The organism is Pseudoduganella plicata, assembly GCF_004421005.1.
Lineage (GTDB): Bacteria > Pseudomonadota > Gammaproteobacteria > Burkholderiales > Burkholderiaceae_D > Rugamonas > Rugamonas plicata.
In genome coordinates this window covers 2017520-2035008 of record NZ_CP038026.1, presented here as the reverse complement: position 1 = coordinate 2035008, position 17489 = coordinate 2017520, and the positions used below count along the sequence as shown (strand labels likewise).

16 protein-coding genes are annotated in these 17489 nt (G+C 64.8%); 11 read left to right on the top strand and 5 right to left on the bottom strand.

The genetic code is table 11. The features are described 5' to 3' along the window. Position 1: 1 nt before the first annotated feature. From E1742_RS08980 to E1742_RS08960, 5 genes are all read right to left on the bottom strand, one after another. Positions 2-334 (bottom strand): hypothetical protein, encoded by a 333-nt coding sequence (locus E1742_RS08980; RefSeq protein ID WP_134384557.1) that lies wholly within the window; start codon positions 332-334, stop codon positions 2-4. Positions 335-394: 60 nt separating this feature from the next. Continuing rightward, a complete protein-coding gene (hemP, locus tag E1742_RS08975; protein WP_134384556.1) occupies positions 395-586 on the bottom strand; it encodes a hemin uptake protein HemP in 192 nt (63 codons plus the stop codon). A 175-nt stretch (positions 587-761) separates the two neighbouring features. Next, a complete protein-coding gene (locus tag E1742_RS08970) occupies positions 762-1604 on the bottom strand; it encodes a Crp/Fnr family transcriptional regulator (protein WP_229466803.1) in 843 nt (280 codons plus the stop codon). Positions 1605-1977: 373 nt separating this feature from the next. Further along, positions 1978-2622: a response regulator gene (locus tag E1742_RS08965; RefSeq protein ID WP_134384555.1), complete on the bottom strand. Its 645-nt coding sequence runs from the start codon at positions 2620-2622 to the stop codon at positions 1978-1980. A gap of 88 nt (positions 2623-2710) precedes the next feature. Further along, positions 2711-3175, bottom strand: a complete 465-nt coding sequence (locus tag E1742_RS08960; RefSeq protein ID WP_134384554.1) for a universal stress protein — start codon at positions 3173-3175, stop codon at positions 2711-2713. 378 nt (positions 3176-3553) lie between these two features. Here E1742_RS08960 and E1742_RS08955 point away from each other — a divergent pair, with 378 nt between their 5' ends. The 11 genes from E1742_RS08955 (at position 3554) to trpB (ending at position 17399) form a co-directional block, all read left to right on the top strand. Beyond that, positions 3554-4396: a protein phosphatase CheZ gene (locus E1742_RS08955; RefSeq protein ID WP_134384553.1), complete on the top strand. Its 843-nt coding sequence runs from the start codon at positions 3554-3556 to the stop codon at positions 4394-4396. After that, a complete protein-coding gene (locus tag E1742_RS08950) occupies positions 4396-6279 on the top strand; it encodes a chemotaxis protein CheA (RefSeq protein ID WP_134384552.1) in 1884 nt (627 codons plus the stop codon). The genes E1742_RS08955 and E1742_RS08950 overlap by 1 nt, the downstream gene beginning before the upstream one ends. Before the next feature lie 304 nt (positions 6280-6583). Then, on the top strand, positions 6584-7987 hold the full coding sequence (gene leuC, locus E1742_RS08945) for a 3-isopropylmalate dehydratase large subunit (RefSeq protein ID WP_134384551.1): 1404 nt from the start codon (positions 6584-6586) through the stop codon (positions 7985-7987). A 180-nt stretch (positions 7988-8167) separates the two neighbouring features. Beyond that, positions 8168-8290: an entericidin A/B family lipoprotein gene (locus tag E1742_RS08940; RefSeq protein WP_134384550.1), complete on the top strand. Its 123-nt coding sequence runs from the start codon at positions 8168-8170 to the stop codon at positions 8288-8290. A 50-nt stretch (positions 8291-8340) separates the two neighbouring features. Then, complete coding sequence (gene leuD, locus E1742_RS08935; protein ID WP_134384549.1) at positions 8341-8988, top strand: 3-isopropylmalate dehydratase small subunit; 648 nt, start codon at positions 8341-8343, stop codon at positions 8986-8988. 10 nt (positions 8989-8998) lie between these two features. Continuing rightward, on the top strand, positions 8999-10072 hold the full coding sequence (leuB, locus tag E1742_RS08930) for a 3-isopropylmalate dehydrogenase (protein WP_134384548.1): 1074 nt from the start codon (positions 8999-9001) through the stop codon (positions 10070-10072). 87 nt (positions 10073-10159) lie between these two features. Beyond that, positions 10160-11287 carry an aspartate-semialdehyde dehydrogenase gene (asd, locus tag E1742_RS08925; protein WP_134384547.1) on the top strand — a complete coding sequence of 376 codons (1128 nt, stop codon included), beginning with the start codon at positions 10160-10162 and terminating at the stop codon, positions 11285-11287. 300 nt (positions 11288-11587) lie between these two features. Next, on the top strand, positions 11588-14500 hold the full coding sequence (locus E1742_RS08920; RefSeq protein WP_134384546.1) for a motility hub landmark protein FimV: 2913 nt from the start codon (positions 11588-11590) through the stop codon (positions 14498-14500). A gap of 73 nt (positions 14501-14573) precedes the next feature. Further along, positions 14574-15398: a tRNA pseudouridine(38-40) synthase TruA gene (gene truA, locus E1742_RS08915; RefSeq protein ID WP_134384545.1), complete on the top strand. Its 825-nt coding sequence runs from the start codon at positions 14574-14576 to the stop codon at positions 15396-15398. Between the two features lie 11 nt (positions 15399-15409). Next, entirely contained in the window at positions 15410-16096 is a 687-nt protein-coding gene (locus tag E1742_RS08910) for a phosphoribosylanthranilate isomerase (RefSeq protein ID WP_134384544.1), read from the top strand. Positions 16097-16154: 58 nt separating this feature from the next. Next, positions 16155-17399 carry a tryptophan synthase subunit beta gene (gene trpB, locus E1742_RS08905; RefSeq protein ID WP_134384543.1) on the top strand — a complete coding sequence of 415 codons (1245 nt, stop codon included), beginning with the start codon at positions 16155-16157 and terminating at the stop codon, positions 17397-17399. Positions 17400-17489: the final 90 nt, after the last annotated feature.

Genomic DNA, 17489 nt, shown 5'->3' with positions numbered 1-17489 from the left:
GTCAGACCACCTGGGGGGCAGGGCGGGTCCGCGCCATGAAGCGGGACAGGAAGTTGTCTTCCTTTTTCTTCGCCGGGGGGAGCGAACGCTCGACGATACCGGCCCATTGTTCGGACAGTTGCTGGCAGGTCGCGGCCAGCACGGGCGCCATGCCGGGCAGCGTCGACAGCGCCTTCAGGTGCCGTTCGATGACGGCCGCCAGCTTGACGCAGGCAGAGCCTTCGCTGGCCGTGTAATGCGACATCAGGTGCAGGACGGCCGACAGCATCAGTTCAGGCTGCGCGCCGCCTGGCGCGGGGGTCAGGTAGATCGGATCGGTATGGTCGATGGCCATCGGGACTCTCCTCTGGGCGGTGGCTGGCTGCCTCGCGGCTGGCTGGCTGGATGCGTGAAATCAGGCTGTCAGGATCAGCTTGTTGAGCTGGGTAATGCGCAGGCGGTAGATGCGCCCCGCATGTTCGATTTCCACTTCACGGCGGTCCTGCATCAGGCCCGCAGTGGTCAGGCGCTGGACGGGCTGCGGCGGCCGCGCCGCGGACTGGTTCGAAACGGTTGCGTGGGTGGCTTGCAAGGTCGGTGTCTGCATGGCGATGGCTTTCAGTGAGCTTAAATAAGAATGATTCGCATTTGCATTATTCGACAGTGCTGCCGAAAATGCAAGTGGAATCTGCTTGCCGGCGGTTTTTCGGAACGTGCAAAAAAAGAGACCCGCCGGGGCGGGTCAAAGCTGGGTGAGGTCAAGGACGCAGGCGATGCGGCAATCAGACGGCAGCCATCAGCTGGAGAGAAGTGCCGGGCGTTGCTACGCCGGGCGTCGCGACGCCGGGTGCGGCCGGTGCCACGGCTTCGGCGGCGGCCTTGCGGCTGGCGCTGCTTTTCGCCCGCGAACGGGACGGCGGCAGGCGGCGCAGCGTTTTCAGCGCTTCCGGATCCTTGATGCCGATCGTGCGCTGGTCCACACTGATCAGGCCGATTTCATTGAACGCCGATAACGTACGGCTGACCGTCTCCAGGGTCAGGCCCAGGTAGCTGCCGATTTCATGACGCGTCATGCGCAGATTGAACAGCTTGCTGGAATAGCCCATCTGGGCAAACCGGTCAGCCAGCGATACGAGGAAGCGGGCCACGCGCGCTTCGGCGCTGAGCGCGCCCAGCATGCCGATCATCGCCTGTTCGCGTACCAACTCGCGGCTCATGACGCCGTACATCATGTTTTCCAGTTCCAGGTGTACGCGGCCCAGGGCGGTCAGCTTCTTGAACGGCAGCAGGATCAGGTCGCAGTCCGACAGCGCGACCGCTTCCGACGCATAGTGGCGGCTGTGGATGCCGTCGACGCCCAGCATGTCGCCTTTCATCGGGAAGCTCAGCACCTGCTCGTTGCCGAACTCGTCGATCAGTACCGTCTTCAGGAAACCCGAGTTGACGATATACAGTGTGTCGAACGGCTGGCCGATCGTGTGGATGCGCTGGCCCGTCTTGAACTGCACGTGCTGAAACAGCAGTTCTTCGGACTGGATGGTGCAGGCCGACGGGATATGGAGAAGATCGCACACTTCCTTCAGGTTCGACCAGAGCCGTCCCTGGCGCTGGCGGCCCGCCTCCATGGCAGGAGTTTGGGTGCCTGGCGCGGCGGTACGGATTTCGGACAATTGCGTTGGGAGCATGCTCATCTCCTGGTTCAGGTCATTTTGGCTTCGAACGTTTTGGATATACAAACCGCTGGGATAGATGCATTCGGCCTGTACGACTACCGGTTATTGTGCTGTCGCAGCCATGTCCTTGACGGATCGGGTGGCTGCGCGGCAACTTCACTGGAACGGTTTCAGTATGCCAACGCGGTCGGGTGATGGATATCGGTATGCGCTGAATCGCCCGTAGGAGCTGGCGCAGAAGCGTAGGAATACTCCTACTGGCGGGCGGTCCCGCCCAGAGTGAACGCGGGGTGGCGGACGGAGTGATTTGCGAACGGCCGTGAGATCAGGTTTTGAACGGTGAAAGTAGCTTATGCGCAACTGCGTATTGCACCATTTCCGACAAAGACGTCATTCCCATTTTCTGCATGATGCGCGTTTTATGGGTACTGACGGTTTTTACCGACAGGTGCAGGCCATTGGCGATTTCCGTAATCGACTTGCCGGAAACAAGCAGCGAGAAAACCTCGAACTCGCGGTCCGACAGCTGTTTGTGCAACAGGCTTTCATTGGGCATCATGATATTCAATGCCAGTTGTTCCGCCACTTCGGTGCTGATATACGGGCGGCCCGAGGCGACCTTGCGGATGGCGCCGACCAGCTGCGTGCCGGCGCTTTCCTTGGTCAGGTAGCCCTGCGCGCCGGCGCGGATGGCGCGTACGGCGTATTGTTCTTCCTCGTGCATCGTCAGGATCAGGATGGCCAGCTTGGGCGATTCGCTGCGGATCTGGCGGATCAGGTCGACACCGCTGCGGCCGGGCATCGACAGGTCCAGCAGCAGCAGGTCGAAGCCGCCCTGGCGCACGTGGCGCAACACCTCGAAGCCGTCGACCGCCTCGCCCGTGATGTCGATGTCGGGGGCACCGTCGAGAATACGCTTGAGTCCTTCGCGCATGATGGTGTGGTCGTCGGCGATGACAATTCTGATCATAGAGTCGGGAAGTCGGTTTGCTCGTGTGGCTACTGTTGCTGGCATATAAGGTGTCGTATTGGGCTAGCCCGTCGGCAATCGCTGCCGGTCAGTCGGCGGGTTCCTTCAGCAGGCGGTGGACCAGCACCGGAATTCTGGAGTGCGACAGCACCTTGTTCGTCACACTACCCAGCAGCAGTTGACCCCAGCCGCTGCGGCCGTGCGATCCCATGAAGATCAGGTCGCAATGGGTCTGCTGCGCCACCTCCACGATCTTCAGTGCGGCGCTTTCCGAGAAAGCTGTCATGCTGACGCAGTGGACGTTCTTGCGGGCGCAGGCGTCGACGATCGATTGCGTGTGCTCGCGCCCCGCACGCACCAATGCCGCCCGGTACTCTTCTTCGCTGGGATAACTGGGCGGAATGATCTCCACGTATATGGGATACTGGTACTCCGGCGCCACAAACAGGGCCAGCACCTCGGCACCCATCTGCTGGGCGAACGAAACGCCGGCGCAGGCTGTCATGCGGGAAACCGCCGATCCGTCGGTGGTGATCAGAATTTTCCGGTACATCCCGGCCTCCGGTTGTCGAGATAGCTACTGACTGTACGTCCTTCAGGGTGCCCACACTGTAATTGTAGTCCGGTTTGTCATCCTTGTCTGGATGCAAAGATTTGATCTTGCTCAAGAGTGCAGTAAGTCTTGCGCAAAATTGCTTCAAAAATCAGTTTTGTATTAGTTCTAACGCCTCCAGCAGCCCAAATACAACACAAAGTAGCGCTTTTGCTGCTGCCGCACATTTTTGCGCCGCCTTTGTCGCTGCGGTGATTGAATAAGCGGGGGGCGCCCTGCTACACTCGCGGAAGTGCGTTAATATTGCCGAGCGTCAATCATGACAGGTCTCTGGCATCTATGACGGCAGTAAATTTTTGATTATGGAGAAGCAGGGATATGACCGACGCCGCTGATGATTTCGACGCATTATTCGAGGAAGTGTCTGCGCAGCGCGCCAGCGCTCCGACACCAGCCCCGGCACCCGCGCCGGCCGCTGCTGCAGAAGACGACCTGGAAAGCCTGTTCGACGAGATCGCCTCGAAGGGACCCGCGGAAGCCGCACCTGTGGCCGCAGCGGTGACCCCGGCGGCGCCAGCGGCCGCTGCCGCGCCGGCCGGCATCCCCGCCGAAGGCGATGGCACGATGTTCGAACGCCTGGGTGGCATTGTCCGCCTGCTGCACGACTCGCTGCGCGAGCTGGGTTATGACAAGGCGCTGACGGAAGCGTCGAGCCAGATTTCGGACGCCCAGGACCGACTGGAATACGTGGCCACCTTGACCGAGCAGGCCGCCAACAAGGTGCTGAACACGCTCGACGATGGCATGCCGGCACAGGACGTGCTGTCGAAGAAGTCGAAGGAAATGGAAGACCGCTGGGCCGCGCTGTTCGATGGCAAACTCAGCATTGACGAATTCAAGACCCTGGCCGGCGACTCGCGCGCCTTCGCCCAGGCTGTCTCCGAAGCGACCGAGGCCGAAAAGGCCCGTCTGCTGGAAATCATGATGGCCCAGGACTTCCAGGACATCACCGGCCAGCTGATCAAGAAGGTCGTGAAGATCACGCAGACAGTGGAAGCCGAGCTGGCCCAGCTGCTGAAAGACAACGCACCGCCCGACAAGCGCGAGAAGATTGCGCAGAAAGAAGTGGAGAAAGTGGAGTTGATGAGCGGCCCGTCGGCGCCTGCCGTGGCGCTGAGCCAGGACAGTGTGGACGATCTTCTTGCGGATCTGGGGTTCTAATGGACGATATGCTGAAAGAGTTCGTCGTTGAGGCGATGGACCTGGCGGTCAACGTGGAGGAGCATCTGCTTGCCCTCGAACGCGATCCAACCAACAAGGAAACGCTGAACGCCGTGTTCCGGTCGTTCCACACGATCAAGGGTGGCGCCGGTTTCATGAACCTGCCCGCGCTGGTGTCGGCCTGCCACCTGACGGAAAACCTGTTCGACGCGCTGCGTACCGGTGCCGCGCCGGTGACGCCGCTGTCGATCGAGGCGGCGCTGATGGCGTCCGGTTTCGTGGCCGACCAGCTGGCCGAACTGAACAATGGAGCCGCGCCGGAAAGCCTGCCGGCCATGCCGGCCGAGCTGGACAAGATCCTGACGGACGCCATCGAAGGCAAGGTCACGTCGACCAAGCCGGCCGCCGCGCCTGCTGCAGCGCCTGCGGCGGCCCCCGTCGCGGCCGCCGCACCCACCGTTGCGCCCGCCACCGGATCGGCCAGCGGCCTCGACTGGGAAGGCATGTACGAAGCGGTGATGCCGCCGGGTTCGTACACACGGCCTGCCGGCGAAGCCGCCGCGCCTGCCGCACCCGCACCCGTTGCCCAGGCACCGGCAGACGCCACCGTGGCCGCACCGGCCGCCGATAACGCGGGCGGCAAGAGGTGGGATGGCGTTGAACGCCGCGAGGAAGCCAAGCCGGCGCACGCCGCGCCGGCCAAGGAAGAGAGTATCCGTATCGACGCGGTCAAGCTGGACGCGCTGCTGGAAGTGGCCGGCGAATCCGTGCAGGCCGCCAACCAGGCTGCCGTGCTGCTGGAACGCCTGCAACAGTTCAAGTTCGAGGGCCAGGCCGCCACGTTGATGTCCGCGCTGACGGAAACGCTGGAGCGCGCATCGCGCTACTCCACCGAACTGCAGCGCGCCACGCTGGCGACCCGCATGCAGCCGGTCGGCCGCCTGTTCCAGAAGTTCCCGCGCCTGGTGCGCGAGCTGGCGAAGGACCTGGGCAAGGAAGTCGAGCTGATCATCGAAGGCGCGGAAACGGAAGTGGACCGTGTCGTCGTGGACAGCCTCTACGACCCGCTCGTGCACATGCTGCGCAACGCGCTGGATCACGGTGTCGAAGGCCCCGATGCGCGTGTCGCCGCCGGCAAGGGCGCCCGCGCCACAATTCTGCTCAAGGCATGGCAGGAAGCGAACAGCGTCATGATCGTGCTGCAGGACGACGGCAAGGGCATGGACCCTGTCGCGCTGCGCAAGAAGGCGGCGGAAAAGGGCCTGATCTCGCCGTCGGCTAACATGACGGACGACGAGTCGTACCAGCTGGTGTTCCTGCCAGGCTTCTCGACGAAGGAAGTGGCGTCGTCGGTGTCGGGCCGCGGCGTGGGCATGGATGTGGTGAAGACCGCCGTCGAGAAGAACCGCGGCGCCATCCATATCGAGTCGATGCTGGGCAAGGGCACCAAGTTCGCCATCCGCCTGCCGATCGAGCTGTCGATCGTGCCGACCATGCTGGTATCGACGTCCGGCGCGCTGCTGGCGCTGCCGATGGCCGTCGTCCAGCGTGTCGTCGAGCTGCCGGAAGAGTTCATGGAAGTGGGCGGCGCGCCCGTGCTGAAGGACCAGGGCCGTCCGCTGCCGGTGCGCTCGCTGGCCGGCGCGCTGGGTTACGAGCTGTCGCCGGAGCGCGTGGGTATCGTCATCAACTCGCCGCAGCCCTACATCCTGGCCGTGGGCGCCGTCGATGGCACCGCCGACCTTGTCATCAAGCCGATGACCGCGATTGCCGTCGAAGGCATCACGGGTACGGCACGCTCCGCCGAAGGCGAGCTGGTACTGGTCGTGGGCCTATCGTTCCTGATGGACGGTTGCAGGGGCGCGGTCCGCATGGCAGCATAAGCATAGTTGCCAAGCAAGTAGTACAAAAAGCCTGCGACCGACCTCGCAGGCTTTTTTTATTGCCGCAACAACAGCAAAAAAAACCGGTGACAGGCTCCGGTTATTTGGTAATGTTGCAAATTAATCGGAGCCTGTCACCGGTTTTCAGGAAATTTTGGCAGGACATTGCAATATCTGGCGCCAGCGGCGCGCCGCACCGGATCAAGAGGCACCGGCCCACAAGGCCGGAAGTCGGCTTGTTTTGCAGCGCACAAACTGTGGCATAATCAAAATGGAACTTCTTACACACAGGCAGTAAGCAGCAATCATGAAGACGCTTTACGACAAACTCTGGGAATCCCACGTGGTGCGTACCGAGGAGGATGGCACCGCCATCCTGTACATCGACCGCCACCTCCTCCACGAAGTCACCAGCCCGCAAGCGTTCGACGGCCTGCGCGCCGCGGGCCGGCAGCCATGGCGCCTGTCCGCCAACCTGGCCGTGGCCGACCACAACGTACCGACCACCGACCGCTCGCACGGCATTGCCGACCCCGTGTCGCGCCTGCAGGTCGAAACGCTGGACAGCAACGCCAGGGCGTACGGCCTGACGTACTTCAACATGAACGACAAGCGCCAGGGCATCGTGCACGTCATCGGCCCGGAGCAGGGCGCGACCCTGCCGGGCATGACGGTCGTCTGTGGCGACTCGCACACGTCCACGCACGGCGCGTTCGGCGCGCTGGCCCACGGCATCGGCACTTCCGAAGTAGAGCACGTACTGGCCACGCAGACGCTGCTGGCGAAGAAATCGAAATCGATGCTGGTGCAGGTGGACGGCGCACTGCCGCCGGGCGTCACCGCCAAGGACATCGTGCTGGCCGTGATCGGCGTCATCGGCACGGCCGGCGGCACCGGCTATGCGATCGAATTCGCCGGTTCGGCGATCCGCGCGCTGTCGATGGAAGGCCGCATGACGGTCTGTAACATGGCGATCGAAGCGGGCGCGCGCGCCGGCATGGTGGCCGTGGACGACACCACGATCGACTACATCAAGGGCCGTCCGTTCGCCCCCGCCGGCCCGCACTGGGACCAGGCCGTGGCCTACTGGCGCACGCTGCACAGCGACCCGGGCGCGAAGTTCGATCTGGTCGTCACGCTCGACGCGACCCAGATCCGGCCGCAGGTCACCTGGGGGACGTCACCGGAAATGGTGACGTCGATCGACGGCCGCGTGCCCGATCCGGACCTGGAAAAGGATCCCGTCAAGCGCGACGCGATGGAAAAGGCGCTGACGTACATGGCGTTGAAGCCCAATACCGCAATCGAGGATATCCGCATCGACAAGGTGTTCATCGGCTCGTGCACCAACTCGCGCATCGAGGACCTGCGCGCCGCGGCCGCCGTCGTGCGCGGCAAGCAGCGCGCGTCGAACGTGCGCCTGGCGATGGTGGTGCCGGGGTCAGGGCTGGTCAAGGAGCAGGCCGAGCGCGAGGGGCTGGACGTCATCTTCAGGGCGGCCGGCTTCGAGTGGCGCGAGCCGGGCTGCTCGATGTGCCTGGCGATGAACGCCGACCGCCTCGATCCGGGGGAGCGCTGCGCTTCGACGTCGAACCGTAATTTCGAAGGCCGCCAGGGCCAGGGCGGGCGTACCCACCTCGTATCCCCGGCCATGGCTGCCGCTGCCGGTATCGCCGGCCATTTTGTCGACGTACGCGGCCTGCGCTGATCGCGCGCCGCTGGCATTGACAACCCGACGGCGCATGGCCGGGATCGGACCCGCCGGGGCGCAGCAGGGGTTTCGCGGAGCATGCTCCGCGCCTGCGCAGCCGTGATCGCCTGCCAGCGATCACTCCTTCCTGACCCACGCTTGCAGCATTTTTGTAGTAACAATCCAGCTCGAATCATTATGAAAACCATCTTCGCCATCGCCCTCACCACCCTGATCCTAAGCGGCTGCAACACGATCGCCGGCATCGGCAAGGACGTGCAGAAGGTCGGCCAGGTTGTCGAAGGCGCCGGCAGAAAATAACATCGCGGCCGGCACGTCACGCGCGCGCCGCCGCCCACCAGCAGAGCACCATGGAAAAATTTACGATCTATGAAGGACTCGTCGCTCCGCTCGACCGCAACAACGTCGACACCGATGCCATCATCCCGAAGCAGTTCCTGAAGTCGATCCGCCGTACCGGTTTCGGTCCCAACCTGTTCGACGAGTGGCGCTACCTCGATCACGGCGAACCGGGCATGGACAACGAGCGCCGTCCGCTCAACCCGGACTTCGTGCTGAACCAGCCGCGCTACCAGGGCGCCTCGATTCTCCTGACGCGCAAGAATTTCGGCTGCGGCTCCTCGCGCGAGCACGCGCCGTGGGCGCTGGAGCAGTATGGCTTCCGCGCCATCCTCGCGCCCAGCTTTGCCGATATCTTTTTCAACAACTGCTTCAAGAACGGCCTGCTGCCCGTCGTGCTCACCGAAGCGCAGATCGATCATCTGTTCAACGAAGTCAGGGCCTTCCCCGGTTACCGCCTGGTGGTGGACCTTGAGCAGCAGCGCATCCTGTCCAAGGACGGCAAGATCTCCTATCCCTTCCAGGTCGACGCCTTCCGCAAATACTGCCTGATGAACGGTCTCGACGACATCGGCCTGACCTTGCGTCATGCCGACAGCATCCGTGCCTTCGAGGAGCGTCATCTGGCAAACCAGCCCTGGCTGGCCAACTCGATCTGAGAACAACAACATGAAAATCGCAATCCTGCCGGGCGACGGCATCGGCCCCGAGATCGTCGCCCAGGCCGTCAAGGTACTGAACGCGCTGGACGAACAGTTCGAACTGGAGACGGCGCCCGTCGGCGGTGCCGGCTATGAAGCGGCCGGCCATCCGCTGCCGGAAGCCACGCTGGCGCTGGCGCAAGCGGCCGACGCCATCCTGTTCGGCGCCGTCGGCGACTGGAAGTACGACACGCTGGAGCGCCCGCTGCGCCCCGAGCAGGCCATTCTCGGCCTGCGCAAGAACCTGGGCCTGTTTGCCAACCTGCGCCCCGCCATCCTGTATCCGGAACTGGCTGGCGCGTCCACGCTGAAGCCAGAAGTGGTGTCCGGCCTGGATATCCTGATCATCCGCGAACTGACCGGCGACATCTATTTCGGCCAGCCGCGCGGCGTGCGCGAGTGCCCGGACGGTCCGTTCAAGGGCCAGCGCGAAGGCTTCGATACGATGCGCTATGCCGAAGGCGAAATCCGCCGCATCGCCCACGTGGCGTTCCAGGCGGCGCAGAAGCGCGGCAAGCGCCTGACGTCCGTCGACAAGGCCAACGTGCTCGAGACGTTCCAGTTCTGGAAGGACATCGTCGGCGACGTGCACAAGGAGTATCCGGACGTGGCGCTCGATCACATGTACGTCGACAACGCGGCAATGCAGCTGGTACGCGCGCCGAAGAAGTTCGACGTCATCGTTACCGGCAATATGTTCGGCGACATCCTGTCCGACGCGGCCGCGATGCTGACGGGCTCCATCGGCATGCTGCCGTCCGCATCGCTGGACGCGAACAACAAGGGCCTGTACGAGCCGTCGCACGGCTCGGCACCCGACATCGCGGGCAAGGGCGTGGCCAATCCGCTGGCGACGATCCTGTCTTGCGCGATGATGCTGCGCTACTCGCTGAACCGCGCCGGACAGGCCGACCGCATCGAGAACGCCGTCAAGGCCGTGCTGGCGCAGGGCCTGCGTACGCCGGACATCTTCGAGGAAGGCACGACGAAAGTGGGCACGGAACAGATGGGCGACGCCGTCGTCGCGGCGCTGGCGAAATAATTTGCGTGCCGCGCGCCCGGTCGGGTAAGCCGAACGGGCATGCGCGGCGTTACAAGAAAACACACAGAATAATCCGAGGGATTCCAAATGAAACTAGTAGGTCTGGTAGGTTGGCGCGGCATGGTGGGTTCCGTCCTGATGCAGCGCATGCAGGAAGAGGGCGATTTCGACCACATCGAACCGGTGTTCTTCTCGACGTCGAACACGGGCGGCAAGGCGCCGGCGATGGCGAAAAACGAAACCACGCTGAAGGACGCGACCGACATCGAAGAACTGAAGCGCTGCGAGATCATCATCTCGTGCCAGGGCGGCGACTACACGAGCGACGTGTTCCCGAAGCTGCGCGCGGCCGGCTGGAACGGCTACTGGATCGACGCGGCATCGACGCTGCGCATGGACAAGGATGCCGTGATCGTGCTGGACCCGGTCAACCTGAACGTCATCAAGGACGCGATGGTCAAGGGCGTCAGGAACTTCATCGGCGGTAACTGCACCGTGTCGTGCATGCTGATGGGCCTGGGCGGCCTGTTCAAGCAGGATATGGTCGAGTGGATGACGTCCATGACCTACCAGGCCGCATCGGGCGGCGGCGCGCAGCACATGCGCGAGCTGCTGACGCAGTTCGGCACCATCAACGCGGCCGTCAAGCCGCTGCTGGACAACCCGGCTTCGGCGATCCTGGAAATCGACCGCCAGGTGCTGGCAACCCAGCACGGCCTGTCCGGCGAAGAAACGAAGCAGTTCGGCGTGCCGCTGGCCGGCAACCTGATTCCATGGATCGACAAGGACCTGAACAACGGCCAGTCGAAGGAAGAGTGGAAGGGCGGCGCCGAGACCAACAAGATCCTGGGCCGCGGCGCGGACTTCGGTTCGTCCGTGATCCCGGTCGATGGCCTTTGCGTGCGCATCGGCGCGATGCGCTGCCACTCGCAGGCGCTGACGATCAAGCTGAAGAAGGACGTGCCGCTGGACGAGATCAACGACATCATCGCGGGGGACAACGAGTGGGTCAAGTTCGTGCCGAACACGCGTGAGGCGTCGGTACGCGACCTGACGCCGGCCGCCGTCACGGGCAGCCTGACGATCCCGGTCGGCCGCGTGCGCAAGATGTCGATGGGCCCGGAGTACATCTCCGCGTTCACCGTCGGCGACCAGCTGCTGTGGGGCGCCGCCGAGCCGCTGCGCCGCATGCTGCGCATCGTGCTGGACAAGTAAGCGTCCACTGCGCCACCAGCAAGCCGGGCACCGCCCGGCTTTTTTTCGCCCCTGCCGCCGAGCCCATGACAACATCGGGGTCAGGCACGAAAACTGTCATGGAGCTGTTTCCTGTCGAGGCCGTGTCCACATTGAGGGCAGGGGCCATCTTGGGGCGTGGTGTTGTCGAGCCGTCTACAGGGACGGTCCTGCGGGGTTACTGCAGAGGTGCAGAGCTTGCATGTCGTGGGGCCATGGTGTTATGTTGAGACGTCTGGGAAAGTAACTTTTTTCCCGTTGCCAACTTATTACCAGAAAAATATGCCCGTACAAAAACGCTCCAGGGTCGCATCGTTCGCGCTGAATACACTGGCCAGTGCCGTCATCGGCGCTGCCATCCTGCCCGCTGCGTATGGCGCCGGCCTCGGCAAGCTGACCGTGTTGTCCGCCCTGGGCCAGCCGCTGCGTGCCGAGATCGAGCTGACCGCCGTGACGCCCGAGGAAGCAGGCGACCTGACCGCGAAGCTGGCACCGGCGGAAGCGTTCAAGGCCGCCAACATCGATTTCAACCCGGCGTTGATGAACCTGCGCTTCGACATCGAGCAGCGTGACGGCCGCCAGTTCATCCGCGTCACGTCCAGCCAGCCCGTCAACGAACCCTTTGTCGACATGCTGCTGGAGCTGACATGGGCCAAAGGGCGCCTGGTGCGCGAGTACACGTTCCTGCTGGACCCGGCCGAGATCCGCTCCACGCAGGCGCCGCAGGTGGCCGCGCCCATCGACGTGACCAATGGCGAACGTGCCACGAAGCCCGCGGCGGGCGCCCCCGCCCAGACACCGACCGCCCAGCAGCGCCGCGAGGAACAGAACCAGCCGGACGTACGCGTCAAGCGGGGCGACACGCTGAGCGAAATCGCCAGCGACCTCAAGCCGGCCGGCATCTCGCTCGACATGATGCTGGTCGCGCTGTACCGCGCCAACCCCGAAGCGTTCAGCGGCAAGAACATGAACCGGCTGAAGTCCGGTGCCATCCTGTCCGTGCCGGGCGCCGATGCCGTGCGCAGCACCGGCCCGCGCGAGGCCAGGCGCGTCGTCGTCGCCCACGCGGCCGACTTCAACGCCTACCGTGCGCGCCTGGCGGGCCAGGTCGCCGCCAGCACACCGGCCAAGTCGCCGGAAACGGCGCAGAGCGCCACCGGCAAAATCACGACGAAGGTGCAGGAGCGCCCGACCGCCGCCAACGAGGCCCAGGACCAGCTCAAACTGTCCAAGGCGGGCGAGGGTTCCGGCAAGACCGGGGCCGCGGCTGCCGTCGAGGACAAGATCGCCAAGGACCAGCAGGTGGCCGATGCGGCTGCCCGCGTGAAGGAACTGGAAAAGAACGTCAGCGACCTGGAAAAGCTGATGACGGTGAAAAACCAGCCCGCCGCGGACGCACAGGACAAGGCAGCGCTGGCACAGGCTGATACAGCCAATGCACCGGCGGCCCCGCAGCCGATGGCTCCCGTGGACCTGACGCCGAAGCCGCCCGCCGCCGCTCCCGTCGCGACGCCGGCGAAAACGCCGCCCGACGTGCCGGCGAAGCCCGAACCGGGCATCATGGCGTCGATCACGGAAAACATGCCGCTCATTGGCGTCGCGCTGGCGGCGCTGCTGGCCGCGGTCGGGCTGACGCTGTCGCGCCGCCGCAAGGCGCAGGAGAAGAAGGTCGTCGTCAAGGACGCCGTGCCGCTCGATGAACCAGGCACGCTGGCGCAGCCGCTGTATGCGGAGGCGGGCGGCCAGAGCGTCGACACCAGCAACAGTGTGTTCAACTCGAACTTCGCGCCATCGGCCAGCCAGCTCGATACCAACGAAGTGGACCCGGTGGCGGAGGCGGACGTGTATATCGCCTATGGCCGCGATCTGCAGGCCGAGGAAATCCTGAAGGAAGCGCTGCGCACGCATCCCGAGCGCCACGCTGTCCGCCTGAAACTGCTGGAGATCTACGCGACCCGCAAGGACACGCGTGCTTTCGAGGCCCAGGCCAGCGAGCTGCTTGGCCTGACCGGTGGACAGGGCGACGACTGGGCCCAGGCCGCGGCGCTGGGCCGCTCGATCGATCCGCACAATCCGCTGTACAGCGGCGGCGATGGCGCCATCGCCGGCAATTATGCCGTGGCGGCCGGTGCTGCCGCGGCGGCGGCAGGGGCCGCCACGTATTCGGCCGGTGACGCCGGCGCGCTGTCGGACTTCAGCAGCATGCTGGAGCAGCGCCGCGAAGCCCGCGCCGAGGCGGCGCCGGACGATGGCCTGGATCTCGATCTCGGCCAGCCGGGCCGCCACGAAACCGCGACGGCGCAAGCCGGTCCGCTCGACTTCGACAGCGATGCCACAGCCCGTCCCTCCGACGCGGCTGCCGCCCCGGCATCCGACGAGACAGCGGCCGCAAACCTGATGGACTTCGATTTCGGCGACGACCGTACGGCCGTCCCGGATGCCGCGCCACCGGCGCCGACCGTGGCCGACGGCAGCGACGCCGACCACTTCGATTTCGACCTGGGCGGCCTGGGCGACGATACGGCACGCCGCACGACGGACGTGCAGGCGGCCGCAGCGGGGCAGGCGGCGCAGGACGCTTCCGCCGACCGTCTCGATCTGGCTTTCGACGAGCCGGAAACACCAGCGCCCGCCGCTGCGCCGGGCGCCGCCGCGCCGTCGTCACTGGACGATTTGTCCATGGACTTCGACCTCGACCTGCCGGGTGCGGACAAGACGGCATCGGCCAACGAGCCGGCAACCGATCCGCTGGCCGAACTGGATCTGATGGACTTCAACCTGCCGGACGCGGTGCCGCCTGGCGAAGCGGCCGTACGGCCGTCCGAGGAACCGTCGCTGGGCCTGGACGAGCAGGACTTTGCGCTGCCCGACACCCCGCGCGTGGCCGACCAGCCGGCAGCGGCGCCTCCGCCGGAGTTCGACCTGTCGGGCATCGACCTGGAACTGGACGAGAAGGAGCAGACCGCCGCGCCGGACCCGTATGCCGTCACGGCGGCAGCGGCAGCGGACGACGCCCCGACGGCCGAACCCATGTCGGCCCTGCAGATGGAAATGGACACGAAGCTGGACCTGGCCATCGCCTACCAGGAGATCGGCGACAAGGAAGGCGCCCGAGAGCTGCTCGACGAAGTCATCCGCGGCGGCAGCGACGACCAGGTGGCCCGCGCCAACGAGATGCTGGCGCAGCTGGGCTGAACGGCCGCCGTGCCGACGCTCCTGGCCATGCGCGTATAATGCCCGCTCCGCAATTGAGTCAGAAGAGCAGGCATTGAAACGCATCGCATTGGGAGTCCAGTACAACGGCACCGACTGGCAGGGCTATCAGGTGCAGCCGCACGGCCAGACCGTGCAGGACAAGCTGGAGGGGGCGATCGAAAAGTTCGCCTGCGTGCATATCGGCACCACCTGCGCCGGCCGCACCGATGCCGGCGTCCATGCGCTGGGCCAGGTCGTCCATTTCGATACGGACCTGCAGCGCGAGCCGCATGCCTGGGTGCGCGGCATCAACGCCTTTCTGCCCGAGTCGATCGGCGTGCGCTGGGCCAAGGAGCTGCACGAAGTTGTCGCGTACGGCGAAGCGGAGTTCGACCCGGCCGCCGACTTCCACGCGCGCTTTTCGGCGCGCTCGCGCACCTATCACTACCTGCTCTACAACAATGCCGTGCGTGCGCCGCTCCTGGCGGGGCGCGCCGGCTTCATGCACCGTCCGCTGGATGTCGAGCGCATGCGCGAGGCGGTGCGTCCGCTGATCGGCACGCACGACTTCTCGGCGTTTCGCGCGTCCGGCTGCCAGGCGAAGACGCCCGTCAAGGAGATGCACGAGATCGCGATCGAGCGGCATGGCGACATGATCCTGTTCACCTTGCGCGCCAGCGCCTTCCTGCATCACATGGTGCGCAACCTGGTGGGGGCGCTGATCTATGTGGGGCAGGGCCGCGAGGACACGGAATGGCTGGGCGAACTGCTGGCGGGGCGCGACCGCACCGTGGCGGCGCCCACGTTCATGCCGGACGGCCTGTATCTGGCCAATATCGACTACGATCCCAAATGGGGCCTGCCGCAGGAAACGCCCCGCATCCTGCCCGCCTTCTGACAAGGACCATCATGCAGCGTACCCGTATCAAGATCTGCGGCTTGACCCGCGAAGAGGACGTGCAGGCCGCCGTGGCCGCCGGCGCGGATGCCGTCGGTTTCGTGTTCTACCCGAAAAGCCCCCGTTACGTGACGCCGCAGCGCGCGGCCGAGCTGATCGCGCTGCTGCCGCCGTTCGTGACGGCTGTCGGGCTGTTCGTCAACGCTCCCGCCGACGAAGTGGCGGCGACGGTGGCGGCCGCGCCCGTCGGGCTGCTGCAGTTCCATGGCGACGAGACGGCGCAGCAGTGCGCGGCCGCCGCCGCCGCGGTGAACCGCCCGTTCGTGCGCGTGTTCCGTGTAAAAGGGGACACGGTCGGCAGCGAGCTGCTAGAATATGAGACACAATGCCGCGCTTCCTCCCCGCTCTTTGCCGGGGTACTGCTCGATACGTTTGTCGATGCATACGGCGGCGCAGGAAAGGTTTTCGATTGGTCTCTCGTTCCAAAAGATCTCGCGCATCGGGCCGTTTTGAGTGGTGGCTTGAGCGTACACAACGTGACTGGCGCCGTGGCCAGCATGCGCCCCTACGCGGTTGACGTCAGCAGTGGCGTCGAAGCCGCCAGGGGCATCAAAGATGCCCGCCTGATCGCGCAGTTCATTGCCGCGGTGCGGGCCGCCGAATCCATCTCGACCTCCGGCCAGCCAGCCATCCCGTAGCGTTCATAGCGTTCCAGGGCGCGGCGGCGGGCGAAGGTTCCAGTACAGAGAGCTTCACATGAAAACCCCGAATGCCAACGGCCCCGCCGCCCTGTTCCACGCCACCGACTACCAGCTGCCTGACACCACGGGTCACTTCGGCCCGTACGGCGGCTCCTTCGTTGCCGAGACGCTGACCTACGCGCTGGCCGAACTGAACGAAGCCTACGCCCGCTATAGCCGCGATCCCGAGTTCCTCGAAGAATTCCGTTATGAGCTGAAGCACTTCGTCGGCCGTCCGTCGCCCATCTATCACGCCCGCCGCTGGTCGGAAATGGCGGGTGGCGCGCAGATCTTCTTCAAGCGTGAAGACCTGAACCACACGGGCGCGCACAAGATCAACAACGTCATCGGCCAGGCACTGCTGGCCAAACGCATGGGCAAGCCGCGCATCATCGCCGAGACGGGCGCCGGCCAGCACGGCGTCGCCACCGCGACGATCTGCGCGCGCTTCGGCCTCGAATGCGTCGTCTATATGGGCAGCGAGGACGTCAAGCGCCAGGCGCAGAACGTCTACCGCATGAAGCTCCTGGGCGCCACCGTCGTGCCGGTGGAATCCGGTTCGAAGACCTTGAAGGATGCGCTCAACGAGGCGATGCGCGACTGGGTCACGAATATCGAAAACACGTTCTATATCATCGGCACGGTCGCCGGACCGCACCCGTATCCGATGCTGGTGCGCGACTTCCAGTCCGTCATCGGCGAGGAATGCCTCGTGCAGATGCCGGAAATGACGGGCCGCCAGCCCGACTACGTGCTGGCCTGCATCGGCGGCGGCTCGAACGCCATGGGCATTTTCTATCCGTACATCGACCAGAAGGACACGCAGCTGATCGGCGTGGAGGCGGCAGGCGAGGGCCTGGACTCGGGCAAGCACGCGGCATCGCTGACGAAGGGCTATCCGGGCGTCCTGCACGGCAACCGCACCTACCTGCTGCAAAGCGAGGACGGCCAGATCATCGAGACGCATTCCGTCTCGGCGGGCCTGGACTATCCGGGCGTCGGGCCTGAACACGCGTGGCTGAAGGATTCGGGCCGGGCGCAGTACGTGTCCGTCACGGACGAGGAAGCGCTGCAGGCCTTCCACGACTGCTGCCATATCGAGGGCATCATCCCGGCTCTCGAATCGTCGCACGCGCTGGCCTATGCGGCCAAGCTGGCCGCGACGCTGCCGAAGGACAAGATCGTGCTGGCGAACCTGTCCGGCCGGGGCGACAAGGACATGCATACGGTGGCGGAGCGGATGGGGCTGAATTTCAGCTGAGTCCGCTGCAAGAAAACTGGAGCCTGTCACCGGTTTTGGAAAACCGGTGACAGGCTCCGATTTTGACAACCACCTTTGCCGAGAATAAAA